Source organism: Streptomyces sp. M-16 (genome assembly GCF_052114405.1).
Classification (GTDB): Bacteria; Actinomycetota; Actinomycetes; order Streptomycetales; family Streptomycetaceae; genus Streptomyces.
This window is the reverse complement of record NZ_JBFRER010000103.1, coordinates 1-24,304: the sequence shown is the minus strand read 5'-3', so window position 1 is coordinate 24,304 and position 24,304 is coordinate 1. Positions and strand designations below refer to the sequence as shown.

21 protein-coding genes and 1 pseudogene are annotated in these 24,304 nt (G+C 71.3%); 15 read left to right on the top strand and 7 right to left on the bottom strand.

Annotated features, from left to right (window positions below):
• The first annotated feature begins 6 nt into the window (after positions 1-6).
• The 10 genes and pseudogenes from pdxT to AB4039_RS32635 form a co-directional block, all read left to right on the top strand.
• Positions 7-597: a pyridoxal 5'-phosphate synthase glutaminase subunit PdxT gene (gene pdxT, locus AB4039_RS32680; protein WP_266837975.1), complete on the top strand. Its 591-nt coding sequence runs from the start codon at positions 7-9 to the stop codon at positions 595-597.
• A 57-nt stretch (positions 598-654) separates the two neighbouring features.
• A complete protein-coding gene (locus AB4039_RS32675; protein WP_031143614.1) occupies positions 655-1,407 on the top strand; it encodes a YebC/PmpR family DNA-binding transcriptional regulator in 753 nt (250 codons plus the stop codon).
• 114 nt (positions 1,408-1,521) lie between these two features.
• Positions 1,522-2,055: a crossover junction endodeoxyribonuclease RuvC gene (gene ruvC / locus AB4039_RS32670; protein ID WP_266841501.1), complete on the top strand. Its 534-nt coding sequence runs from the start codon at positions 1,522-1,524 to the stop codon at positions 2,053-2,055.
• The gene (ruvA, locus tag AB4039_RS32665) at positions 2,052-2,684 is read left to right on the top strand and encodes a Holliday junction branch migration protein RuvA (RefSeq protein WP_266837971.1); all 633 of its coding nucleotides are present in this window, start codon (positions 2,052-2,054) and stop codon (positions 2,682-2,684) included. The genes ruvC and ruvA overlap by 4 nt, the downstream gene beginning before the upstream one ends.
• Positions 2,685-2,814: 130 nt before the next feature.
• Complete coding sequence (gene ruvB / locus AB4039_RS32660) at positions 2,815-3,888, top strand: Holliday junction branch migration DNA helicase RuvB (protein WP_266837969.1); 1,074 nt, start codon at positions 2,815-2,817, stop codon at positions 3,886-3,888.
• Between the two features lie 164 nt (positions 3,889-4,052).
• Positions 4,053-4,562: a preprotein translocase subunit YajC gene (gene yajC, locus AB4039_RS32655; protein ID WP_266837967.1), complete on the top strand. Its 510-nt coding sequence runs from the start codon at positions 4,053-4,055 to the stop codon at positions 4,560-4,562.
• A gap of 149 nt (positions 4,563-4,711) precedes the next feature.
• Positions 4,712-6,508, top strand: a complete 1,797-nt coding sequence (secD, locus tag AB4039_RS32650) for a protein translocase subunit SecD (protein WP_442272480.1) — start codon at positions 4,712-4,714, stop codon at positions 6,506-6,508.
• A gap of 3 nt (positions 6,509-6,511) precedes the next feature.
• Positions 6,512-7,576: a protein translocase subunit SecF gene (secF, locus tag AB4039_RS32645; protein ID WP_266837963.1), complete on the top strand. Its 1,065-nt coding sequence runs from the start codon at positions 6,512-6,514 to the stop codon at positions 7,574-7,576.
• Positions 7,573-8,130, top strand: a complete 558-nt coding sequence (locus AB4039_RS32640) for an adenine phosphoribosyltransferase (protein WP_266837961.1) — start codon at positions 7,573-7,575, stop codon at positions 8,128-8,130. Before secF ends, AB4039_RS32640 begins: the two co-directional genes overlap by 4 nt.
• Positions 8,131-8,381: 251 nt before the next feature.
• Positions 8,382-10,781 (top strand): annotated as a pseudogene (locus tag AB4039_RS32635) (RelA/SpoT family protein); the annotation flags it as partial.
• A gap of 1,489 nt (positions 10,782-12,270) precedes the next feature.
• Here the strand turns inward: AB4039_RS32635 and AB4039_RS32630 are convergent.
• Together AB4039_RS32630 and AB4039_RS32625 are read right to left on the bottom strand one after the other, a co-directional pair.
• Positions 12,271-13,500: a DUF349 domain-containing protein gene (locus AB4039_RS32630; protein WP_266837955.1), complete on the bottom strand. Its 1,230-nt coding sequence runs from the start codon at positions 13,498-13,500 to the stop codon at positions 12,271-12,273.
• Between the two features lie 189 nt (positions 13,501-13,689).
• The gene (locus AB4039_RS32625; RefSeq protein ID WP_266837953.1) at positions 13,690-14,472 is read right to left on the bottom strand and encodes a peptidylprolyl isomerase; all 783 of its coding nucleotides are present in this window, start codon (positions 14,470-14,472) and stop codon (positions 13,690-13,692) included.
• 153 nt (positions 14,473-14,625) lie between these two features.
• Between AB4039_RS32625 and AB4039_RS32620 the strand changes: the two genes are divergently transcribed.
• On the top strand, positions 14,626-15,336 hold the full coding sequence (locus tag AB4039_RS32620) for an MBL fold metallo-hydrolase (protein WP_442272479.1): 711 nt from the start codon (positions 14,626-14,628) through the stop codon (positions 15,334-15,336).
• Positions 15,337-15,346: 10 nt separating this feature from the next.
• A complete protein-coding gene (hisS, locus tag AB4039_RS32615; RefSeq protein WP_266837949.1) occupies positions 15,347-16,606 on the top strand; it encodes a histidine--tRNA ligase in 1,260 nt (419 codons plus the stop codon).
• Positions 16,607-16,674: 68 nt separating this feature from the next.
• Here hisS and AB4039_RS32610 read toward each other — a convergent pair whose 3' ends face one another.
• The 4 genes from AB4039_RS32610 to AB4039_RS32595 are packed head-to-tail and all read right to left on the bottom strand — an operon-like array spanning position 16,675 to position 20,243.
• Positions 16,675-17,301 carry a response regulator transcription factor gene (locus AB4039_RS32610; protein WP_266837947.1) on the bottom strand — a complete coding sequence of 209 codons (627 nt, stop codon included), beginning with the start codon at positions 17,299-17,301 and terminating at the stop codon, positions 16,675-16,677.
• 13 nt (positions 17,302-17,314) lie between these two features.
• Positions 17,315-18,553, bottom strand: coding sequence for a sensor histidine kinase (locus AB4039_RS32605; RefSeq protein WP_442272478.1), 1,239 nt, complete (start codon positions 18,551-18,553; stop codon positions 17,315-17,317).
• Positions 18,511-19,365, bottom strand: coding sequence for an ABC transporter permease (locus AB4039_RS32600; protein ID WP_266837943.1), 855 nt, complete (start codon positions 19,363-19,365; stop codon positions 18,511-18,513). The genes AB4039_RS32605 and AB4039_RS32600 overlap by 43 nt, the downstream gene beginning before the upstream one ends.
• Positions 19,362-20,243, bottom strand: coding sequence for an ABC transporter ATP-binding protein (locus AB4039_RS32595; protein ID WP_266837941.1), 882 nt, complete (start codon positions 20,241-20,243; stop codon positions 19,362-19,364). The genes AB4039_RS32600 and AB4039_RS32595 overlap by 4 nt, the downstream gene beginning before the upstream one ends.
• Before the next feature lie 138 nt (positions 20,244-20,381).
• On the opposite strand from AB4039_RS32595, the gene AB4039_RS32590 reads away from it, so the two are divergent.
• Together AB4039_RS32590 and AB4039_RS32585 are read left to right on the top strand one after the other, a co-directional pair.
• Positions 20,382-20,999, top strand: coding sequence for a vitamin K epoxide reductase family protein (locus tag AB4039_RS32590; RefSeq protein ID WP_266837939.1), 618 nt, complete (start codon positions 20,382-20,384; stop codon positions 20,997-20,999).
• Positions 21,000-21,042: 43 nt separating this feature from the next.
• Positions 21,043-22,395: a replication-associated recombination protein A gene (locus AB4039_RS32585; protein ID WP_442272477.1), complete on the top strand. Its 1,353-nt coding sequence runs from the start codon at positions 21,043-21,045 to the stop codon at positions 22,393-22,395.
• A gap of 140 nt (positions 22,396-22,535) precedes the next feature.
• Here the strand turns inward: AB4039_RS32585 and AB4039_RS32580 are convergent, their stop codons facing one another.
• Positions 22,536-23,465: a DUF2470 domain-containing protein gene (locus AB4039_RS32580; RefSeq protein ID WP_266837934.1), complete on the bottom strand. Its 930-nt coding sequence runs from the start codon at positions 23,463-23,465 to the stop codon at positions 22,536-22,538.
• Positions 23,466-23,520: 55 nt separating this feature from the next.
• Between AB4039_RS32580 and rpsD the strand changes: the two genes are divergently transcribed.
• Positions 23,521-24,132, top strand: a complete 612-nt coding sequence (gene rpsD, locus AB4039_RS32575) for a 30S ribosomal protein S4 (protein WP_266837932.1) — start codon at positions 23,521-23,523, stop codon at positions 24,130-24,132.
• Positions 24,133-24,304: the final 172 nt, after the last annotated feature.

Below are 24,304 nucleotides of genomic sequence, written 5' to 3'. Positions count from 1 at the left end.
TCGGACATGACCACCCCCGTGATCGGTGTCCTGGCCCTCCAGGGCGACGTACGGGAGCACCTGATCGCCCTGGCCGCGGCGGACGCCGTGGCCAGGCCGGTCCGGCGCCCCGAGGAGCTCGCCGAGGTCGACGCCCTGGTGATCCCCGGCGGCGAGTCGACGACCATGTCGAAGCTCGCCGTGCTGTTCGGCATGCTGGAGCCGCTGCGCGAGCGGGTCCGGGCGGGCATGCCCGTCTACGGCACCTGCGCCGGCATGATCATGCTCGCCGACAAGCTGCTCGACGGCCGTGACGACCAGGAGACGCTCGGCGGCATCGACATGATCGTGCGCCGCAACGCCTTCGGCCGCCAGAACGAGTCCTTCGAAGCGAAGATCGACTTCGCGGGCATAGCGGGCGGCCCCGTCGAGGGCGTCTTCATCCGCGCCCCGTGGGTCGAGTCCGTCGGCGCCACCGCCGAGGTGCTCGCCACGTACGAGGGCCACACGGTCGCCGTGCGCCAGGGCAATGTGCTGGCGACCTCGTTCCACCCCGAGTTGACCGGGGACGACCGCGTTCACGCGTACTTCGTCGACATGGTGCGCGCGGGGCTCTGACGGCGTCCCGGTAGGATCTGAGGCGAACATTGTTGGTGACGCGAAGGAGACAGGCAGATGTCCGGCCACTCTAAATGGGCTACGACGAAGCACAAGAAGGCCGTGGTTGACGCCAAGCGCGGCAAGCTCTTCGCGAAGCTGATCAAGAACATCGAGGTCGCGGCCCGTATGGGCGGTGCCGACATCGATGGCAACCCGACGCTCTTCGACGCCATCCAGAAGGCCAAGAAGAGCTCGGTCCCGAACAAGAACATCGACTCCGCGGTCAAGCGCGGCGGCGGTCTTGAGGCCGGCGGCGCCGACTACGAGACGATCATGTACGAGGGCTACGGTCCGAACGGTGTCGCGGTGCTCATCGAGTGCCTCACCGACAACCGCAACCGTGCCGCCTCCGACGTGCGCGTCGCCATGACCCGCAACGGCGGCTCGATGGCCGACCCGGGCTCGGTCTCGTACCTGTTCAACCGCAAGGGCGTCGTCCTGCTGCCCAAGGGCGAGCTCTCCGAGGACGACGTGCTGGAGACGGTGCTCGACGCCGGCGCCGAAGAGGTCAACGACCTCGGCGAGAGCTTCGAGATCATCAGCGAGGCCACCGACATGGTCGCGGTACGTACCGCGCTCCAGCAGGCCGGCATCGACTACGACTCGGCCGACTCCAACTTCCTGCCGACCATGCAGGTCGAGCTGGACGAAGAGGGCGCCCGCAAGATCTTCAAGCTGATCGACGCGCTGGAGGACAGCGACGACGTGCAGAACGTCTTCGCCAACTTCGACGTCTCGGACGAGGTCATGGAGAAGGTCGACGCCTGACCCGCGCTCACAGCGACGGGCCGACGGGACACACCCCGTCGGCCCGTCGCTTTGTCAGTGGCGGCCGATAGCCTGCACGGGCACGCACAGGCGATCGACGAGCGGGGGGCGGACATGCGCGTACTCGGGGTGGACCCGGGCCTGACGCGGTGTGGCGTCGGGGTGGTCGAGGGGGTCGCCGGGCGGCCGCTGACCATGATCGGCGTCGGTGTCGTGCGCACGCCCGCGGACGCCGAACTGGGGGACCGGCTCGTCGCCGTCGAGCGGGGCATCGAGGAATGGCTCGACACGTACCGCCCCGAAGTCGTCGCCGTGGAGCGGGTCTTCAGCCAGCACAACGTCAGCACCGTCATGGGCACCGCCCAGGCCAGCGCCGTCGCCATGCTCTGCGCGGCGCGCCGCGGCATACCGGTCGCCCTGCACACCCCCAGCGAGGTCAAGGCCGCCGTCACCGGCACAGGCCGGGCCGACAAGGCGCAGGTCGGAGCCATGGTGACCCGGCTGCTGCGGCTATCCGCCCCGCCGAAACCGGCCGACGCCGCCGATGCCCTCGCCCTCGCCATCTGCCACATCTGGCGGGCCCCCGCCCAGAACCGACTCCAGCGGGCGGCCGCCCTGCACGCCGCCTCGAAAGGCCGTACCCGATGATCGCCTTCGTCAGCGGCCAGGTCGCCGCACTCGCCCCCACCCTCGCCGTGATCGAGGTCGGGGGCGTCGGCATGGCCGTGCAGTGCACGCCGAACACGATCGCGGGCCTGCGGATCGGTGATCCGGCCCGGCTGGCGACCTCCCTGGTCGTGCGCGAGGACTCGCTGACCCTCTACGGCTTCGCCGACGACGACGAACGCCAGGTCTTCGAGCTCCTCCAGACCGCCAGCGGCGTCGGGCCCCGGCTGGCCCAGGCCATGCTCGGCGTGCACAGCCCCGACGCGCTGCGCCTCGCCGTCTCCACGGGCGACGAGAAGTCCCTGACGGCGGTGCCCGGAATCGGCAAGAAGGGCGCCCAGAAGCTCCTCCTGGAGCTCAAGGACAAGCTGGGCGCTCCGCTGGGGTCGAGCGGCCTGGTCGGTGCGCAGCGCGCGGCGGCGTCAGGACCCGCCCCGTGGACCGAGCAGCTCTCCGCGGCACTGATCGGGCTGGGCTACGCCGCGCGGGAGGCGGACGAGGCCGTCTCGGCGGTGACGCCGCAGGCCGAGGCCGCGATCGCGGCCGGCGGCTCCGCCCCGGTCCCGCAGCTGCTGAGGGCTGCCCTCCAGACCCTGAACCGAGCCCGCTGAGCCGGGTGCCGCCGCGCGGAGCCCGCCCCCGCCGCTCTCCGCCCGGACCGCGCCCCATGGGGTCCGGGGCAGGGCCCGGGGAACGGCACAGCAGAGACCACCGTACGCACCGAGAAGGCAGACTGACACCGTGAACTGGGACGACGACACCACCACCGAGGACGAGGCCCGCATCGTCGCCGCGGGCGCCGACGGCGAGGACACCGCCGTCGAGGCGGCCCTGCGCCCCAAGGACCTCGGTGAGTTCGTCGGCCAGGAGAAGGTCCGCCAGCAGCTCGACCTCGTCCTCAAGGCGGCGAGGCAGCGCGGCGCCACCGCCGACCACGTCCTGCTCTCCGGCGCGCCCGGCCTCGGCAAGACCACGCTCTCCATGATCATCGCCGCCGAGATGGGGGCGCCGATCCGGATCACCTCCGGCCCGGCCATCCAGCACGCGGGCGACCTCGCCGCCATCCTCTCCTCGCTCCAGGAGGGCGAGGTCCTCTTCCTCGACGAGATCCACCGCATGTCCCGGCCCGCCGAGGAGATGCTGTACATGGCCATGGAGGACTTCCGCGTCGACGTGATCGTCGGCAAGGGCCCCGGAGCGACCGCCATCCCGCTGGAACTGCCGCCGTTCACCCTGGTCGGGGCGACCACCCGGGCCGGCCTCCTGCCCCCGCCGCTGCGGGACCGTTTCGGCTTCACCGGCCACATGGAGTTCTACGCCCCCGAGGAGCTGGAGCGGGTCGTCCACCGCTCCGCCCGCCTCCTCGACGTGGAGATCGACACCGCCGGCGCCGCCGAGATCGCCGGACGCTCCCGCGGCACGCCCCGCATCGCCAACCGCCTCCTGCGCCGCGTCCGCGACTACGCCCAGGTGAGGGCCGACGGGGTGATCACCCGCGAGGTGGCCGGAACCGCCCTCCAGGTCTACGAGGTGGACGCGCGCGGGCTCGACCGGCTGGACCGGGCGGTGCTGGAGGCCCTGCTCAAGCTGTTCGGCGGCGGCCCCGTAGGCCTGTCCACGCTCGCGGTGGCGGTCGGCGAGGAGCGGGAGACCGTCGAGGAAGTGGCCGAACCCTTCCTGGTCCGGGAGGGACTGCTGGCGCGTACCCCGCGCGGGCGGGTCGCCACCCCCGCCGCATGGGCTCACCTGGGGCTTGTCCCCCCGCAGCAGGCCGGCGGCGGACCAAGGGGACAACAGGGCTTGTTCGGGGCCTGACGGCGCGGGCGTTTCCCCGGTCAGGAACTGCGGTGCCATGCTGGGCGTTGTTCCATCGGTGCGGACTCGCCTAGACTCCGCCGATGCCGACCCTTCGGGTCGGCGTGCCCACCCCCGTAGAAAATGGCCGTCTCCCGTGCGGTCGTGCGAAGGATCTCCGTCCCGTGAATCTCGTGACACTCCTCCCGTTCATCGTGCTCATCGGGGCGATGTTCCTGATGACCCGCTCCGCCAAGAAGAAGCAGCAGGCGGCCGCGCAGATGCGCAACGACATGTCGCCCGGCACCGGCGTCCGCACCATCGGCGGCATGTACGCCACGGTGAAGGAGATCGGTGACGACACGGTCACTCTTGAGGTGGCTCCCGGCGTCCACGCCATCTACGCGAAGAACGCCATCGGCGCCGTGCTGGAGGACGAGGAGTACAACCGCATCGTCCACGGCACCACCGAGGACCTGACCCTCGACACGCCGGTCGTCCCGGACGACGCCTCCTCGCTGACCGAGGCCGACGCCCCGAAGACGGACCTGTCGAAGGACGGCGACGCGGCCGAGGCCCCCAAGCTCGACCTGGGCAAGGGCGACGAGCCCAAGCTCGACCTGGGCAAGGACGAGGAGCCCAAGGGCGACGAGCCGAAGGACGGCAAGTCCGACGGCGAGGCCGGCACCAAGTAGCGTCCGGCCGGTACCGCGGTGGCGCCCGACCGGCGACGCCGCGGTGCCCGCAGTGAACTTCTGCGGGGGGCAGGGGTCCCCACCACACATTTCGTGGCCGTCCGCGCGCTGACCCGGCGCGGGACGGTTGGACAGGGAGAAACGACAAGGTGGCAGCACCGAAGAAGGGCCGGCGGCCCACGGGGGCTCAGGGGAGGCCGGGGCGCGCCCTGGCCATCATCCTGATCGCGATGGTGGCGCTCACCGCGGGGATGTTCCTCACGAAGCAGACGACCCCCCGCCTGGGCATCGACCTCGCGGGCGGTACGAGCATCACGCTCAAGGCCAAGAGCGAGCCCGGCAAGCCGGACGCGGTCAACGAGACCAACATGAACACGGCGGTCGGCATCATCGAGCGCCGCGTCAACGGTCTCGGCGTCTCGGAGGCCGAGGTCCAGACGCAGGGCCGCGACCACATCATCGTGAACATCCCCAAGGGGACCAACGAGCAGCAGGCGCGCGAGCAGGTCGGTACCACCGCCCAGCTCTACTTCCGCCCCGTGCTCGGCTTCGCCGACGGCGCCCCCGTCGCCCCGGAGACCAAGCCGAGCGGGTCCCCGACCCCCTCCGCGAGCGGATCCGGCGCCCCGAAGGCCGAAGGCAGCGGCAAGCCCTCCGCCCCGGCCACCCCGTCGTCCAGCGCCACTTCCCAGGGCCGTGTGCTCAGCGAGGCCCTCAAGGCCCCGGGCACCCCCACTCCCTCGCCCTCGGCGGGCGAGTCGAAGAAGGCAGACGACAAGGCCACGACCCCGCCCGCGACCCCTGCCCCGAGCACTCCGCCCGTGGACCCCGCCGTCGCCGACCTGCAGGCGAAGTTCGCCGCGCTGGACTRCACCAAGGAGGACCAGCGCGCCGCCGCCGGCAAGGGCGCCAAGCCCGAGGACCCGATGCTCGCCTGTGGCAAGCGCGGCAACCTCTGGGGCAAGTGGGTCCTCGGTCCGGCCCAGGTCAACGGCCAGGACGTGAAGGACGCCAAGGGCGTCATCGACCAGCAGCGTGGCCAGTGGATCGTCACGATGCAGTTCACCGACAAGGGCGCCGACAAGTTCGCCAAGATCACCGGTGAGCTGGCCACCAAGCAGGCCCCGCAGAACCAGTTCGCGATCGTGCTCGACGGCGAGGTCATCTCCGACCCGTCCGTCAGCCAGGCCCTGACCGGCGGCAACGCCGAGATCTCGGGTGGCTTCACCCAGCAGTCCGCGCAGGACCTCGGCAACATGCTGTCGTACGGCGCGCTGCCCCTGTCCTTCCAGGAGGACAGCGTCACCACGGTCACCGCCGCCCTCGGCGGGGAGCAGCTGAAGGCCGGCCTGATCGCCGGCGCCATCGGCCTCGCCCTCGTGGTGATCTACCTGCTGATCTACTACCGCGGCCTGGCCTTCATCGCCGTCGTCAGCCTCATGGTCTCCGCCGTGCTCACCTACACGATCATGGCGCTGCTGGGCAAGGGCATCGGCTTCGCCCTGAACCTGCCGGCCGTCTGCGGCGCGATCGTGGCCATCGGTATCACGGCAGACTCGTTCATCGTCTACTTCGAACGCATCCGGGACGAGATCCGCGAGGGCCGCACCCTGCGTCCGGCCGTCGAGCGTGCCTGGCCCCGCGCCCGGCGCACCATCCTGGTCTCCGACTTCGTGTCCTTCCTCGCCGCCGCGGTGCTCTTCATCGTCACCGTCGGCAAGGTCCAGGGCTTCGCCTTCACGCTGGGTCTGACCACCCTGCTCGACGTGGTCGTGGTGTTCCTCTTCACCAAGCCGATCATGACGCTGGTCGCGCGCACGAAGTTCTTCTCCAGCGGTCACCCGTGGTCCGGGCTGGACCCCAAGCGCCTGGGCGCCAAGCCGCCGCTGCGCCGGTCCCGCCGCACGGGCCCCGTCCCCGCCCCCGTCGACGCAAAGGAGGCGTGAGAGATGTCGAAGCTGGGAGATCTCGGCGCCAAGCTGTACCGCGGTGAGGTCGGCTACGACTTCGTCGGCAAGCGCTTCGTCTGGTACGGCGTTTCCATCCTGATCACCATCACGGCGATCGTGGCCCTGGCCGTTCAGGGCCTCAACATGGGCATCGAGTTCAAGGGCGGTGCCGTCTTCACCACCCCGAAGACGGCCGTCTCGGTCGCCAGGGCGACGGCGGACGCGCAGAAGGCCTCCGGCCACGACGCGACCGTCCAGCAGCTCGGCACCGGCGGTCTGCGCATCCAGATCTCCGGTCTGGACACCGATTCCGCCGCCTCCGTGAAGAAGCAGCTCGCCACCGACCTCAAGGTCACCGAGAACCAGATCAACGCCGACCTGGTCGGCCCGAGCTGGGGCGAGCAGATCGCCAACAAGGCCTGGACCGGCCTGGCGATCTTCATGGTCCTCGTGGTGATCTACCTCGCCATCGCCTTCGAGTGGCGGATGGCGGTCGCGGCGCTGATCGCGCTGATCCACGACCTCACCATCACCGTCGGCGTCTACGCGCTGGTCGGCTTCGAGGTCACCCCGGGCACCGTGATCGGTCTGCTCACGATCCTGGGTTACTCCCTCTACGACACCGTCGTCGTCTTCGACGGTCTCAAGGAGGGCTCGAAGGACATCACGAAGCAGACCCGCTACACCTTCAGCGAGATCGCCAACCGCAGCATCAACGGCACGCTGGTCCGCTCGATCAACACCACCGTCGTGGCGCTGCTCCCGGTCGGCGCCCTGCTGTTCATCGGCGGCGGCTTCCTGGGCGCCGGCATGCTCAACGACATCTCCCTGTCGCTGTTCGTCGGCCTCGCGGCCGGCGCGTACTCCTCGATCTTCATCGCGACCCCGCTGGTCGTGGACCTGAAGGAGCGCGAGCCGGCGATGAAGGCGCTGAGGAAGCGGGTGCTCGCCAAGCGGGCGGCCGCCGTGGCGAAGGGCGAGAGCCCCGAGGGCGACGAGGCCCCCGGTTCCGAGGACGCCCCGCAGGTCGTCTCCCAGGGTGGTCAGGGGAGGCGTCGCCGGTGACCGCCGCCGCCTGTTCCCCCGAGGTCCGCGAGCTGCTGCTCAGCCGGATCAAGGACGTCCAGGACTATCCGAAGCCGGGCGTGGTGTTCAAGGACATCACCCCGCTGCTCGCCGACCCGCACGCCTTCGCGGCGCTGACGGACGCGCTGGTGGAGCTGGCCGGCCGGTACGGCGCGACGAAGATCGTCGGGCTGGAGGCGCGGGGCTTCATCCTCGCCGCTCCGGTCGCCGTCCGGGCGGGCATCGGGTTCATCCCCGTACGCAAGGCCGGGAAGCTGCCGGGCGCCACGCTCGCGCAGTCCTACGAGCTGGAGTACGGCAGCGCGGAGATCGAGGTCCACGCGGAGGACCTGTCGGCCGGTGACAGGGTCATGGTCATCGACGACGTCCTGGCCACCGGCGGCACCGCCGAGGCCTCGCTGGACCTGATCCGGCGGGCCGGGGCCGAGGTCGCCGGAGTGGCCGTCCTGATGGAGCTGTCGTTCCTGCCGGGGCGCGCCAAGCTCGTTCCCGCGCTCGACGGGGCGCCGCTGGACGCGCTGATCCTCGTCTGAGTCCCCTCGTACGGCCGAGCGGCGGGTGTCCGGGTCCCGGACACCCGCCGCTTTCGCGTGCGGCGCCCCGGCGGGGGACCACGGACCTCCGCCCCGCCGCCCGGCTGGAAAACGCCTCGGGGGCGCGTCTCGCGGGACGACCACGGAGAACGGGCCGGCGGAACCCTCGCTACCATGGTTTATCCGGACCTGACCGGGGCCCCGGATCCTCCCCCAGACTCCGTCCGGGGGGACCCCCGTGAGGAGCGCTCTTGCCAGACGAGGTCCAGCCACTCTCCGCCGCGCAGCCCGACCCGCAGGCCGACCCGGCCGCGGCGGCCGCGGCCACGCCCCCGCCGGCCCCGCCGGTCAAGCCCGCCCCGGCCAAGCCGGCCGGGTCGTCCAACCGGGTGCGCGCCCGGCTGGCTCGCCTGGGCGTGCAGCGTTCGAACCCGTACAACCCGGTACTGGAACCCCTGCTCCGCATAGTCCGCAGCAACGACCCGAAGATCGAGACGGCGACGCTGCGCCAGATCGAGCAGGCCTACCAGGTGGCCGAGCGGTGGCACCGCGGCCAGAAGCGCAAGAGCGGCGACCCGTACATCACCCACCCGCTCGCGGTGACCACCATCCTCGCCGAGCTCGGGATGGACCCCGCCACCCTGATGGCGGGTCTGCTGCACGACACCGTCGAGGACACCGAGTACGGCCTCGAACAGCTCCGCCGCGACTTCGGCGACGCCGTGGCCCTGCTCGTCGACGGGGTCACCAAGCTCGACCGGGTCAAGTTCGGCGAGGCGGCGCAGGCCGAGACCGTGCGCAAGATGGTCGTCGCCATGGCCAAGGACCCCCGGGTCCTGGTCATCAAGCTCGCCGACCGCCTGCACAACATGCGCACCATGCGCTACCTCAAGCGGGAGAAGCAGGAGAAGAAGGCCCGCGAGACGCTGGAGATCTACGCCCCGCTGGCGCACCGGCTGGGCATGAACACCATCAAGTGGGAGCTGGAGGACCTCGCCTTCGCGATCCTCTACCCCAAGATGTACGACGAGATCGTGCGCCTGGTGGCCGAGCGCGCCCCCAAGCGCGACGAGTACCTGGCCGTCGTCACCGACGAGGTGATGGTCGACCTCCGAGCCGCCCGGATCAAGGCCACGGTCACCGGCCGCCCCAAGCACTACTACAGCGTCTACCAGAAGATGATCGTCCGCGGCCGTGACTTCGCGGAGATCTACGACCTGGTGGGCATCCGCGTCCTCGTGGACACCGTCCGGGACTGCTACGCGGCCCTCGGCACGGTGCACGCGCGCTGGAACCCGGTCCCCGGCCGGTTCAAGGACTACATCGCGATGCCCAAGTTCAACATGTACCAGTCGCTGCACACGACGGTCATCGGACCCAGCGGCAAGCCCGTCGAACTCCAGATCCGCACCTTCGACATGCACCGCCGCGCCGAGTACGGCATCGCCGCGCACTGGAAGTACAAGCAGCAGACCGTCGCCGGCGCCTCCAAGGTCCGCACCGACGTCCCGCAGGCCGCCAAGGGCAGCGCGGGCCAGGACACCGTCAACGACATGGCCTGGCTGCGGCAGTTGCTCGACTGGCAGAAGGAGACGGAGGACCCGGGCGAGTTCCTGGACTCGCTGCGCTTCGACCTCTCCCGCAACGAGGTCTTCGTCTTCACCCCCAAGGGCGACGTCATCGCGCTGCCCGCGGGCGCCACTTCGGTGGACTTCGCCTACGCGGTCCACACCGAGGTCGGCCACCGCACCATAGGGGCGCGGGTCAACGGGCGGCTGGTGCCGCTCGAATCGACCCTCGACAACGGCGACCTGGTCGAGGTCTTCACCTCCAAGGCCGAGGGCGCGGGCCCGTCCCGCGACTGGCTCGGCTTCGTCAAGTCCCCCCGTGCCCGCAACAAGATCCGCGCCTGGTTCTCCAAGGAGCGCCGCGACGAGGCCATCGAGCACGGCAAGGACGCCATCGCGCGGGCCATGCGCAAGCAGAACCTGCCGATCCAGCGGATCCTGACCGGCGACTCCCTCGTCACCCTCGCGCACGAGATGCGCTACCCCGACATCTCCTCGCTCTACGCGGCGATCGGCGAGGGCCACGTGGCCGCGCAGGGCGTCGTCCAGAAGCTGGTGCAGGCCCTCGGCGGCGAGGAGGCCGCCAACGAGGACATCGAGGAGAGCATCCCGCCGGCGCGCGGCCGGGCCAAGCGCCGCGGCAGCGCCGACCCGGGCGTGGTGGTCAAGGGCGTCGACGACGTCTGGGTCAAGCTCGCACGCTGCTGCACCCCGGTGCCGGGCGACCCGATCATCGGCTTCGTGACGCGCGGCAGTGGCGTATCGGTTCACCGCGCCGACTGCGTGAACGTGGACTCCCTCTCCCAGCAGCCCGAGCGGATGCTGGAGGTCGAGTGGGCGCCCACCCAGTCCTCCGTCTTCCTCGTCGCCATCCAGGTGGAGGCGCTGGACCGGTCCCGGCTGCTGTCGGACGTCACCCGGGTCCTGTCGGACCAGCACGTGAACATCCTCTCGGCGGCCGTGCAGACCTCCCGGGACCGGGTGGCCACCTCCCGGTTCACCTTCGAAATGGGCGACCCGAAGCACCTGGGCCACGTCCTGAAGGCCGTACGGGGCGTGGAGGGCGTCTACGACGTCTACCGCCGCCACCCCCGGGGGGGGCCGCCCACCGTCACGTGCGCGGCCGGCAGCGGGGCCGGATCAGGGGCAGCCCCACCAGACGAAGTTGAGGTTGCCCCCGAAGAGCGCCGACACCACGGTCGCGGAACCGATGATCCACATCACCGTGCTCCGGCGGGCCCTGGCCAGGGCCAGCGCGAAGGGGAACAGCAGGGGGAAGGCGGGCATGATGAAGCGCATCTTCGAGAAGTAGAAGCCCGCCCCGCCCAGCGCCATCAGCATGATCATCGCCGCGAAGATCCACACGACCATCGGGGGCCGGCGCCGACGGGTCATCAGCACGAACAGCACCACGGCCACCACCACGGTCAGGCTGACCACCACGTGGTTGAGGGTGGTGTGCACCTCGGTGAAGGTCTTCTTCAGCTCGTTGAGCGTGTCGAAACCGCCGTCGTAGACCGAACCCCAGCGCCGCTGGAGCTCGAAGTAGCCGTCCCAGCGCCCGAAGTGCCAGCCGACGTAGCCCACGTACCCGAACCACCCCAGCGGGGCGATCAGCGAGGCCGCGACGATCCGGCCCACCGGAGGCCGCTGCGCACGACGCCCCCGGCGCCACTGGACGTACTCCCACACGCCCGCCAGCACCACGGCCGCGACGATGGCCGAACCGGAGGGCCGGGTCGCGCCGGCGAAGAAGGCCAGCACGCCCGCCGTCAGCCAGGACTTGGTCATCACCGCGTACATCGCCCACACCGACAGGGCGAGGAACAGCGGCTCGGTGTACGCCATCGACTGCACCAGCGCGGCCGGCACGATCGCGAACAGGGCACAGGTGAACAGCGCGACCCGACGGCCGTAGATCTTGTCCGTGACGGCGAAGATGCCCCACGCCGCGATCACCGAGGCGAAGAGCGCCAGGCCCATCGCCACCCAGTTCATGGGCAGACCCGTGACGTACGAGGTCCAGCGGATCATCATCGGGTAGACGGGGAAGAACGCCATCTGGCAGCTCGGCCCCGCGAACGCACAGGGGGACGGCGTCGCCAGCGGGGTCGTCAGCCCGTTCTCGGCGATGTGCAGGTAGTAGATCGCGTCCCAGCGCCCGCCCAGGATCTCCAGCGGCTGCACACCCTTGCGCTCCGCCCAGACCGCCATGACGGCGAGACCGGTGGCACGCAGTGCGATGTGGATCAGCAGCGCCTTCCGCGCACGCTGCAGGTTGGAGAGTACGCGCCGTCCGACGCCTCGGAGCCCGGAGTCCTTCTTGCTGGTGAGCGGCTCGGCAACGAGTAGTGAGTCTGGGACATCAGCGCGTATCTGGGTATGCGTCACATTCAATCCTGGTCGTCGCCCGGCAGAAGGCCGCCGAGGCGGCACCGTACAACGGTACACAGGTGTCAGGTGCTCCCAGCGCGCACCCTGTGTTGAAACCACGTAACGAATCGGACGCGCACACGGCGGACGGGCACCACCGGAGGAACCGGTGGTGCCCGTCCGAAGCGGTCCGGGGCCGTCAGCCGCCGAACTCTTCCAGGCCCTTCAGCGCCTGGTCCAGCAGGGCCTGCCGGCCCTCCAGTTCCCGCGCCAGCTTGTCGGCCTTCGCGTTGTTGCCCGCCGCGCGCGCGGCGTCGATCTGCTCACGCAGCTTGTCCACCGCCGCCTGGAGCTGCCCCGTCAGACCGGCCGCACGGGCCCGCGCCTCCGGGTTCGTACGGCGCCACTCGCCCTCCTCGGCCTCCTGGATGGCCCGCTCCACGGCGTGCATGCGGCCCTCGACCTTGGGACGGGCGTCCCGCGGCACGTGGCCGATGGCCTCCCAGCGCTCGTTGAGGGAACGGAACGCGGCACGCGCCGCCTTCAGGTCCGTCACCGGGACGAGCTTCTCCGCCTCGACGGCCAGCTCCTCCTTCAGCTTCAGGTTCTCGGTCTGCTCGGCGTCCCGCTCGGCGAAGACCTCGCCGCGCGCCGCGAAGAACACGTCCTGCGCACCGCGGAAACGGTTCCACAGGTCGTCCTCGGCCTCGCGCTGCGCCCGGCCCGCCGCCTTCCAGCTGTCCATCAGCTCGCGGTAGCGGGCGGCGGTCGGACCCCAGTCGGTCGACTTCGACAGCGACTCGGCCTCCGCGACCAGCTTCTCCTTGGCCTTGCGGGCGTCCTCGCGCTGCGCGTCCAGCGCGGCGAAGTGCGCCTTGCGGCGCTTGGAGAACGCGGAGCGGGCGTGCGAGAAGCGGTGCCACAGCTCGTCGTCCGACTTGCGGTCCAGCCGGGGGAGGCCCTTCCAGATGTCCACCAGGGCCCGCAGCCGCTCACCGGCGCTGCGCCACTGGTCGCTCTGCGCCAGCTCCTCGGCCTCGGCCACCAGCTTGTCCTTGGCCGTACGGGCCTCGTCCGCCTGCTTGGCCTTCTGGACCTTGCGCTCCTCGCGCCGCGAGTCCACCGTCGCCACCAGCTTGTCGAGCCGGACGCGCAGCGCCGCGAGGTCCCCCACGGCGTGGTGCTCGTCCACCTGGGTCCGCAGGTGCTCGATGGCCGTCTGGGCGTCCTTGGCGGACAGATCGGTGGTCCGCACCCGCCGTTCGAGGAGGCCGATCTCGACCACCAGGCCCTCGTACTTGCGCTCGAAGTAGGCCAGGGCCTCCTCAGGGGTGCCCGCCTGCCACGAGCCGACGACCTGCTCGCCCTCGGAAGTACGCACGTACACGGTGCCGGTCTCGTCGACTCGGCCCCACGGGTCGCTGCTCACAGCGCCTCCTCCACCTGATGCCCGCGAGGGGGTTCGCCCCCCGGGCATCGTCCACAGTTTCCTGGGGCGGGCAGCGCCCGCCCTGCACAACGCCAACATAGGCGACCGCCGGGCCGGCTGTCCGCATCCCGCACGACGCAATATCGCCGTGCGGGCGACGGGCCGGCCGGACCGGGCCGCGCCGCCCCGTCAGTTCTTGGTGACGGAGCCCTTCTGGATCACCACGGCGGTCTTCGGGGCGCCGTCCTGGCCGCCGTCGGCCGTCCCGGCCTTGGCCACGTCCTCCAGGACCTTCAGCCCGGCCGCGTCGATCTTGCCGAAGGGGGTGTAGCTCGGGGCCAGCGGACTGTCCTTGTACACGAGGAAGAACTGGCTGCCGCCGCTGCCCGGCTGCCCGGTGTTGGCCATCGCCACCGTGCCGGCCGGGTAGATCACCTGGCCCTGCTCGTTCGGCTTGCCCAGGGAGTCCAGGTTCTCGTCCGGGATGGTGTAGCCGGGGCCGCCCATGCCGGTGCCCTCCGGGTCGCCGCACTGCAGGACGTAGATTCCGCCGGTGGTCAGACGGTGGCACTTGGTCTTGTCGAAGAAGCCCTTGTCGGCGAGCGACTTGAACGAGTTGACGGTCTGCGGGGTCTTCGCCGCGTCCATCTCGAACTTGATCGCGCCCGCGCTGGTCTGCAGGTCGAAGGTGTACTTGGCCTTGTCGTCGATCGCCATCGCCGGGGACGGCGACTTCTTCGGCGTGGGCGCCGACGGGGACGCCGAGGGCTCGGCCGCCGCGTCCTTCTTGTCCTTGCTGTCGAAGACACCCCCCACGACCAGTCCGACCAGCGTGGCGACCACCACGGCCGCGGCCGCGCCGATCACCGCCCAGCGCTGCCGGGACTTGCGGCGGGCTTCCGCCCGGCGCTTCTGCTGGCGCTCGTACTTCTCCCTGGCGAGCTGTCGCCGACGCTGATCGCTCGTGACCACCGGGTCGTCTCCTTGTGCGTCTCTGGTACCGCTGTCCGGGCTCGGTTAGGCCGTACCGTATATGGGTTCGCTGTGTAATGAGGGGCGCCGGTAGGCTCTGAGCAGCAGATTCCGAACCACTGCCTCCCACCGGACGACGAATGAGGGACGAACGTGCTGATTGCCGGATTCCCCGCCGGGGCCTGGGGGACCAACTGCTACCTGGTCGCCCCCGCCGCCGGTGAGGAGTGCGTCATCATCGACCCGGGCCACCAGGCCACCCAGGGTGTCGAGGAGACGCTGAGGAAGCACCGGCTCAAGCCCGTCGCGGTCGTCCTCACCCACGGCCACATCGACCACGTGGCCTCCGTGGTCCCGGTGTGCGGAGCACACGACGTACCGGCCTGGATCCACCCCGAGGACCGCTACATGATGAGCGACCCGGAGAAGGCCCTCGGCCGTTCCATCGGGATGCCGCTCATGGGGGAGCTGACCGTCGGCGAGCCGGACGACGTCCGCGAGCTGAGCGACGGCAGCACCCTGAAGCTGGCCGGGATGGAGTTCTCGGTGGCGCACGCGCCCGGTCATACCAAGGGGTCGGTGACCTTCCGGATGCCCCAGGCGGCCGACGTCCCGTCGGTCTTCTTCTCGGGCGACCTGCTGTTCGCCGGCTCCATCGGACGCACCGACCTGCCCGGCGGCTCCCACGCCGAGATGCTCCAGTCGCTGGCCCGCGTGTGCCTGCCGCTGGACGACTCGACGGTGGTGCTGTCCGGCCACGGTTCCCAGACCACCATCGGCCGCGAGCGCGCGACCAACCCGTACCTGCGGGAAGTCGCCGCCGGCCTGGGGGACGGCACCGCCGCCCCACGACGAGGAATGTGACAAGAGTTTCGTGGCTACTTTCCAGGCCCCCAAGGGCACGTACGACCTGATCCCGCCCGTTTCCGTGAAGTACCTGGCGGTGCGCGAGGCCATCGCGGCCCCGCTGCGGAACTCCGGCTACGGCTACATCGAGACGCCCGGCTTCGAGGACGTCGGCCTCTTCGCCCGCGGTGTCGGCGAGTCCACCGACATCGTCTCCAAGGAGATGTACGCCTTCGAGACCAAGGGCGGGGACCAGCTGGCCCTGCGTCCCGAGGGCACGGCCTCGGTGCTGCGCGCGGCGCTGGAGGCGAGCCTGCACAAGAAGGGCAACCTGCCGGTCAAGCTCTGGTACTCGGGCTCGTACTACCGGTACGAGAAGCCGCAGAAGGGCCGCTACCGCCACTTCTCGCAGGTCGGCGCCGAGGCGATCGGTGCCGAGGACCCGGCGCTGGACGCCGAGCTGATCATCCTGGCGGACCAGGCGTACCGCTCGCTGGGCCTGCGCGACTTCCGGATCCTGCTGAACTCCCTCGGCGACAAGGAGTGCCGCCCGGTGTACCGGGAGGCGCTCCAGACCTTCCTGGGCGGCCTCGACCTCGACGCCGAGACCGTCCGCCGGGCCGAGCTCAACCCGCTGCGCGTCCTCGACGACAAGCGGGCCGACGTACAGAAGCAGCTGGTCGGCGCTCCGGTGCTGCGCGACTACCTGTGCGACGCGTGCAAGGCGTACCACGAGGAGGTCCGGGCGCTGATCACGGCCGCCGGGGTCGCCTTCGAGGACGACGAGAAGCTCGTGCGCGGCCTCGACTACTACACCCGCACCACCTTCGAGTTCGTCCACGACGGCCTGGGCTCGCAGTCCGCGGTCGGCGGCGGCGGCCGTTACGACGGCCTGTCCGAGATGATCGGCGGCCCGGCGCTGCCGTCGGTCGGCTGGGCGCTCGGCGTGGACCGCACCGTCCTGGCCCTGGAGGCCGAGGGCGTCGAGCTGGACATCCCTGCCGCCACCTCCGTCTTCGCGGTGGCCCTGGGCGCGGCGAAGCCGGTGCTGTTCGGTCTGGTGACCGAGCTGCGGCGGGCGGGTGTGGCGGCGGACATCAGCTACGGGGGCAAGGGCCTCAAGGGCGCGATGAAGGACGCCAACCGCAGCGGTGCGCGGTTCGCGCTGGTCGCCGGGGACCGCGACCTCGAAGAGGGCGTGGTCCAGATGAAGGACATGGAGTCCGGGGAGCAGGCTCCGGTCGCGCTCGCCGACGTGGTCGGGACGCTGCGGGCGAAGCTCGCCTGACGGGTGCCGCCCGGTGGGGCGGGGTGGGGGAGCCGTGGCCCTCCCGCCCCGCCCCTCGCCGGTCGCCCCTACAGCAGGCCGTGGCGCATGGCCGTGGTGACGGCCGCCGTGCGGTCCGTGACCTCCAGCTTGCCGAAGACGCGCAGCAGGTGCGTCTTGACCGTGGACTCCGCCACGAACAGGCGGCGCCCGATCTCGGCGTTCGTCGCCCCCTCCGCGACCAGGCGCAGGACGGCCACCTCCCGGTCGGAGAGGCGCGGCCGCTCCGGGCGGGTGCGCAGGCGGTCCAGCAGGCGCCCCGCCACCGAGGGGGCCAGGACCGTTTCGCCGCGGACCGCCGCCCGGACGGCCCCGGCCAGTTCCGCCCGCTCCATGTCCTTCAGCAGGTAGCCGGCGGCCCCCGCCTCCACGGCCCGCAGGATGTCCCGGTCGTCCTCGTACGTCGTCAGGACCACCACCCGCACCGGCAGCCCGGCCGCGCTGATCCGTGCGATGGACTCGACGCCGTCGCCGCCCGGCATCCGCAGGTCCATCAGGATCAGGTCCAGGTCCGGGAGCAGCCGTGCGGCCAGTGCCTCCGCCTGGGGGCCGTTCGAGGCCTCGGCGACGACCTCCAGGTCCGGTTCCGCGCTGAGCATGCCGCGCAGGCCCTCCCGTACCACCGGGTGGTCGTCGGCCAGCAGGATGCGGATCATCTCGTACGGCTCCTCAGCGGATCGGAAGGGTCACGGTGACGGTGGTCCCGGAGTGGACCGCGCTGTCGATCGCGGCCGCGCCGCCGACCTCCGCCGCACGGGCGCGCAGGCCCGGCAGTCCGTGGCCCGGGGCGGGGGCCGCCGGGTCGAAGCCCCGCCCGGTGTCCTCGACCGTGACCGTCAGCGCGGTGTCGCCGTAGGTCAGGGACACCGCGCAGCGTGCCCCGGGACCGGCGTGCTTCGCGGCGTTCGCCAGGGATTCCTGGCAGGACCGCAGGGCCACCACCTCCAGCGCCGCGGCCAGCGGCCGGACCGCCCCGGTCACCGACACGGCCGCGGGCGGGTCCTGCCGGGCCGCGAGGCGGCGTACCGCGTCCGGCAAGGAGCCCGCGTCCAGGTCGGCGGGGGCGCCGCCCGAGACCAGTGCCCGGGCCTCGGCCAGGTTCTGCCGGGCGGTGGCGGCCATCAGCTCCAGGTGCCGGTGGGCCTGCTCCGGGTCGGTCTCCAGCTCCGACTGCACGGCCTGGACCAGCATCAGCAGACTCGTGAAGCCCTGGGCCAGGGTGTCGTGGATCTCGCGGGACATGCGTTCCCTTTCGGCGTGGGCGCCCTGCGCGGCGGACAGCCGGGCCACCTCCTCCCGGCTGGCGTCGAGTTCGGTGATCAGCGAGGCCCGGTCCTGGCTCTGCTCGATGATCCGGATGATCCAGGCGCCGAAGAAGGCGGAGAAGGCGAAGGTGACGAAGGAGCCGACCGCGTTCACGAAGACGATGTGGCCCGCCGGACGCCACAGCAGCGCCCACCCGGCCACCGGGAGCAGCGACACCACCGCCATCGCGCCGATCGCCCGGCGCAGCGGCAGCAGCATGAAGCAGTGCGGGGCGAGCGCGAAGGTGATCAGCCGGGTCTCGCCGACCAGGCAGGCCGCGGGCAGGAACAGGGCCAGCATCACGCCCAGGTAGCGCAGCGCCGGCGCCGGGGCGGCGCCCGGATCCTTCAGCAGGAGCGGCCGCCCGGCCCACGCGTACCAGGGGATCAGCAGCGCGAGCAGGCCGGCGGCGGGGAGCCGGTACGACAGCGAGGGGAAGTCCGCGCCCAGCACGAAGGCGGCGGTCGCGGCCCACACGACGCCGAAGTAGAGGTCCCACGGCCCGAACGCGCGGTCCCACACGTGGGTCTCGCGCGCTCCGGCCGTCCCGGTGAAGCCGTTCAGCCGTCGCGCCCGTTCTTCCACCTGAAGGTCAGCAGACACAGGACCAGACCTCCGACGACCCAGGCCCCCAGGACCAGGGCGACCTTTCCGTACTCCCAGCCGCCCGCCTGCTCCAGGACGGCCGCGGACTCCGGCAGGAACACCCCGCGCAGACCCTGGCACATCCACTTCAGCGGGAACAGCGCACCGATGTCCAGCAGCCAGTCGGGGATCGCGTTGACCGGGATGAACACGCCGGAGATGAACTGCAGGATCAGGAACGGCAGGACCACGACCGAGCTGGCGCTCTTGCCGGACTTGGGCAGGCTGCTGATGGCGATGCCGAGCAGGGCGCAGCCGGTCAGGCCCAGGGCGAAGATCCAGCCGAAGGTGAGCCACTTGACGGCCGAGGCCGGCAGGTCCAGGTCGAACAGGGTGGAGCCGACGAGCAGCAGGACCGCGGTCTCGGCGAGTCCGGTGGCCAGCACCATCCAGACCTTGCCGAGGAAGTACGCGGCCGGGGGCATCGGGGTCCCGCGCAGCCGGCGCAGCACCTTCTCGTCACGTTCGACGGCGATCGAGATGCCGAGCGACTGGAAGCTGGTGGACATGATGCCCGCGGCGACCATGCCGGCCGCGTAGAGCTGGGAGGCGGTGACCCCGGTGTTCTCCACGCTGTCGCTGAAGATCGAGGCGAAGAGCGCGAGGAAGACGATGGGGAAGGCGAAGGTGAAGATCATCGCGTCGCGCTGGCGGACGAACTGCTTGATCTCCAGGGCCCCGCGGCCCAGCCCCAGGGCCCAGGCGCCCGGCAGCGCCCGCGCCGCCGCCGCGGTCCCGCCGGCCGTGCCGGTCGTGGTGGTCGTGGTCATCGTGCGTCCTCCGGCGTCCGCGCGGTCGGGGGTACGAGCTGTCCCGTGAGGCGCAGGTACACGTCCTCCAGGGTGGGCCGGCCGATCTTCAGCCCCGGGATCTCGCCCTCGAAGCGGGTCATCAGCTCGGCGACCGTACGGGTGGGGGTCTCGGTGGCCGTGCTGCGCGGGGTGCCGTCGGCCTCGGTCCACTCGACGGTGGCGCCGGTGCCGAACCGGGCCCGCAGTCCGGCCGGTTCGCCCTCGGCGACGACCTTGCCGCTCGCGATGACCGCGAGGCGGTCGGCGAGGGCCTCGGCCTCCTCCAGGTAGTGCGTGGTGAGCACGATGGTGGTGCCCTCGGCGGCGAGCAGCCGGATCAGGTCCCAGAACCGGCGGCGGGCCGCCGGGTCGAAGCCGGTGGTCGGCTCGTCGAGGAGCAGCAGCTCGGGGCCGCCGATCACACCGAGCGCCACGTCGAGCCGCCGCCGCTGGCCGCCCGAGAGGCCCTTCACGCGCTGGTCGCGCTTCTGCTCCAGGCCGACCAGGGAGATGACCTCGGCCGGGTCGCGCGGCGCCGGATAATAGCGGGCGAAGTGCTCGACCGTCTCCCGTACCGTCAGCTCGGCCGGTGCCGACTCGTCCTGCCAGACGATCCCGACGCGCGAGCGCCAGGCCCGCCCGGCGGTGGCCGGGTCCGCGCCGAGCACGCTGACCTCACCGCCGTCCCGTCGGCGGTGGCCCTGCAGGATCTCCACCGTCGTGCTCTTGCCGGCGCCGTTGGGCCCGAGGAGTCCGAAGACCTCGCCCTGCCGGATCGTCAGATCGAGTCCGTCCACCGCGGTGACCGCGCCGTACCGCTTGCGAAGCCCCCGCACCCGCACCGCGTTCTGTGTCATGTCTCGAATGGTGTGGCGGAATGTGCCCCACCGGACCCCCCGTGCGTACGTCCTTATGTCCATCGAACGGTGGACACCGGGATCCTTGCGGCACAATGGCCGGTGCTTGTTGACCTTGCAGATGTGGAGCGGGCGGGTATGACGACGACTACGGCGGCCGGGGCGGATACCGCTCCGCGGAACTACGGCGGGAGCCGGGCGCTCGCCCTGCTGCTGGTGATCACCGGGGCCGCGGGGCTGCTCGCGGCGTGGGTGATCACCATCGACAAGTTCAAGCTGCTGGAGGACCCGAACTTCACGCCGGGCTGCAGCCTGAACCCCATCGTCTCCTGCGGCAACATCATGAAGAGCGACCAGGCGTCGGCCTTCGGCTTCCCGAACCCCATGCTGGGGCTGGTCGCCTACGGGATCGTGATCTGCGTCGGCATGAGCATCCTGGCCGGGGCCCGGTTCCGCGGCTGGTACTGGCTCACCCTGAACGCCGGCACCCTCTTCGGCGTCGGGTTCTGCGCCTGGCTGATGTACCAGTCGCTGTACAACATCAACTCCCTGTGCCTGTGGTGCTGCCTGGCCTGGGTCGCCACCATCGTCATGTTCTGGTACGTGACCTCGCACAACGTGCGCGAGGGCCTGCTGCCCGCCCCCGCCTGGCTGCGGAGCTTCTTCGACGAGTTCACCTGGGTGCTGCCGGTCCTGCACGTCGGGATCATCGGGATGCTGATCCTGACCCGCTGGTGGGACTTCTGGACCTCCTGAGCCGCCGGACCGTCCTGTCGGTGGCCTCGCATAGGCTTCCCGTGTGGAACCAGACCTCTTCACCGCAGCCGCCGAGGACCGCCAGGAGAAGGACCCCTCGGCCTCGCCGCTCGCCGTCCGGATGCGCCCGCGCAACCTGGACGAGGTGGTCGGCCAGCAGCACCTGCTGAAGCCGGGCTCACCGCTGCGGCGGCTGGTGGGGGAGGGCGCCGGGGGACCGGCCGGGGCCTCCTCGGTGATCCTCTGGGGACCCCCGGGCATCGGCAAGACCACCCTCGCCTACGTGGTCAGCCAGGCGACGCAGAAGCGGTTCGTCGAGCTCTCGGCGATCACGGCGGGCGTCAAGGAGGTCCGCGCCGTCATCGAGGGCGCCAAGCGGGCCGCCGGCGGGTACGGCAGGGAGACGGTCCTCTTCCTGGACGAGATCCACCGCTTCAGCAAGGCGCAGCAGGACTCGCTGCTCCCGGCGGTGGAGAACCGCTGGGTCACCCTGATCGCGGCGACCACCGAGAACCCGTACTTCTCGATCATCTCGCCGCTGCTGTCGCGGTCCCTGCTGCTCACGCTGGAACCGCTGACGGACGAGGACCTCACGGCCCTGATGCGGCGCGCGCTCACCGAGGAGCGGGGCCTCGGCGGTGCGGTCACCCTGCCCGCCGACGCCGAGGCGCACCTGCTGCGGATCGCCGGGGGCGACGCGCGCCGGGCGCTGACCGCGCTGGAGGCCGGAGCCGGCGCGGCCATCGCCAAGGGCGAAGAGGAGATCAGCCTCCGGACACTGGAGGAGACCGTCGACCGGGCGGCCGTCACGTACGACCGGGACGGCGACCAGCACTACGACGTGGCGAGCGCGCTGATCAAGTCGATCCGGGGCTCGGACGTGGACGCCGCCCTGCACTACCTGGCCCGGATGATCGAGGCGGGGGAGGACCCCCGGTTCATCGCGCGGCGCTTGATGATCTCGGCGAGCGAGGACATCGGCCTCGCGGACCCGACGGCCCTGCCGCTGGCGGTGGCCGCCGCCCAGGCGGTGGCGATGATCGGCTTCCCCGAGGCCGCGCTGACCCTCTCCCACGCCACCATCGCCCTGGCCCTGGCCCCGAAGTCGAACACCGCGACGACCGCGATCGGCGCCGCGCTGGCCGACGTACGGGCCGGCCTCGCCGGGACCGTGCCGGCCCACCTGCGGGACGGGCACTACAAGGGCGCGGCGAAGCTGGGGCACGCGGTGGKCTACGTCTATCCGCACGACGTGCCGGGCGCGATCGCCGCGCAGCAGTACGCGCCGGACGAGATCCACGGCAAGCGGTACTACGAGCCGACCCGGTACGGGGCGGAAGCGCGCTACGCGGACGTGGTGGAGAAGGTACGGGAGCGGCTGCGCGGCGGATCCTGACCGCCGGCGGAGCCGTGTCGGCTCCCGCGCCGAGGCGCAGCGGCCCGGGCTCCGGTCATGGGACGCCCGGCTCCGCTCATCGCCGCCGTCGCCGCGGCCCTGCCGGCCGGCGGCTGCCGGCAGCCGCTCGCGGCCGGCCCTCAGCGAGCGGCGGCCGCGAAGAGGTGGTGCACTGCCCGGCGCAGGTCGCAGACGTCCGCCACCGGCTCCGGGAAGTCGAAGCGGGCGTCGAAGGAGGAGCGGGCGGCCCCGTCGCTCACGTCCGTGAAGCGCACCCGCAGGCCGAGGCGGTCCAGGGCCAGCGGGACGGCCTTCAGGCCGGCCGTCGCCCGGGGGCCCAGCAGCCCGCGGAGGTCGGCCACCCGGTCGGCGTGCGCGGCGTGCAGGTGCTGGAGCAGCTCGGCCTCGTGGGCGGTCATCGGGTCGGGCCGGGCGGCGGCGAGCTCCTGCGGGTCCACGCGCTCGGCACCCCAGAGGTCGTCCACCGAGATCTCGCCGACCTCCAGGCGGAGCATCACCCGGGCGGGGCGGGTGGGGCCGGCGCCCCCGGGCGGGTCCGGGAAGCCGGACATGCCCGGCAGCTCGCCCACCGGCTGCCGTTCGGCGAGCAGCGCGGCGCAGGCAGCCCGCTCGTCCCCGCGGACCGGCGTCAGCCACCCGGCGAGCCAGGCGCGGCCGCGTATACGATGGGGCACGGACACCGGCGCCACATCCGTGATCTCGATCACGGCGGTGAGGTCGTCGTCCTGGGCGTGAGCGGCAGTCCTGGCAGCCGCGGATTCCCCGGAAACAAGGAGAATCACGTCCCCGTCCGGGGTGACGGTCCGTGCGACCGGCGCCCCTTTCCCGAGCTCGTCGCGCTCGTGCGTGTCACGAGCACCCGGCAGGGTGAGGGATACTGAGGCGTTGGACTCTACGAGGGTTCGTACGCGTTCGGCTCCGGTGAGCTGCCGAACGCCTTCCCTGGGACGCGGCTGACCTTGCTTATCGTCGGCGCAAGCGGATTCTGTTTCGTCTGAATCCGAACTGCGCTGCGCACTGGGCAGGGGGATCCCATGTGGTCGAGACATTACGTCCTCCTCGATAAGGTAAGCCTCACCTAACTTACATGGAGGTAGGTTCCCCGTGAACCAGAAGCGACCCAAGGTCAAGAAGTCGCGTGCCCTCGGCATCGCCCTGACGCCGAAGGCCGTCAAGTACTTCGAGGCCCGCCCCTACCCGCCGGGCGAGCACGGCCGTGGCCGCAAGCAGAACTCGGACTACAAGGTCCGTCTGCTGGAGAAGCAGCGTCTGCGCGCGCAGTACGACATCTCCGAGCGCCAGATGGCCCGCGCGTACGACCGCGCCAAGAAGGCCGAGGGCAAGACGGGCGAGGCGCTGGTCGTCGAGCTCGAGCGTCGTCTCGACGCCCTGGTGCTGCGTTCGGGCATCGCCCGCACGATCTACCAGTCGCGCCAGATGGTCGTTCACGGCCACATCGAGGTCAACGGCGCCAAGGTCGACAAGCCGTCGTTCCGTGTCCGTCCGGACGACGTCATCACCGTGCGCGAGCGCAGCCGCGAGAAGGTTCCGTTCCAGGTTGCCCGTGAGGGTGGCTACGCAGGCGAGGGCGAGACCCCGCGCTACCTGCAGGTCAACCTGAAGGCCCTGGCCTTCCGCCTGGACCGCGACCCGAACCGCAAGGAAATCCCGGTCATCTGCGACGAGCAGCTCGTCGTCGAGTACTACGCCCGCTGATCCAGCGGCCGTAGCCTCACAGGCTGGTCAGCCCGCCGGTTCCCCCTCGGGGGAGCCGGCGGGCTTCCTGTTGTCCGGGCGGCCGCCGGGACGGCCCGGCGCTCGGTGCTCCGCCGTGGCGACCGTGCCGGCCGCACCCGGGGCCTCCCCGCCGCGGGGCCCCGGCGGCCGC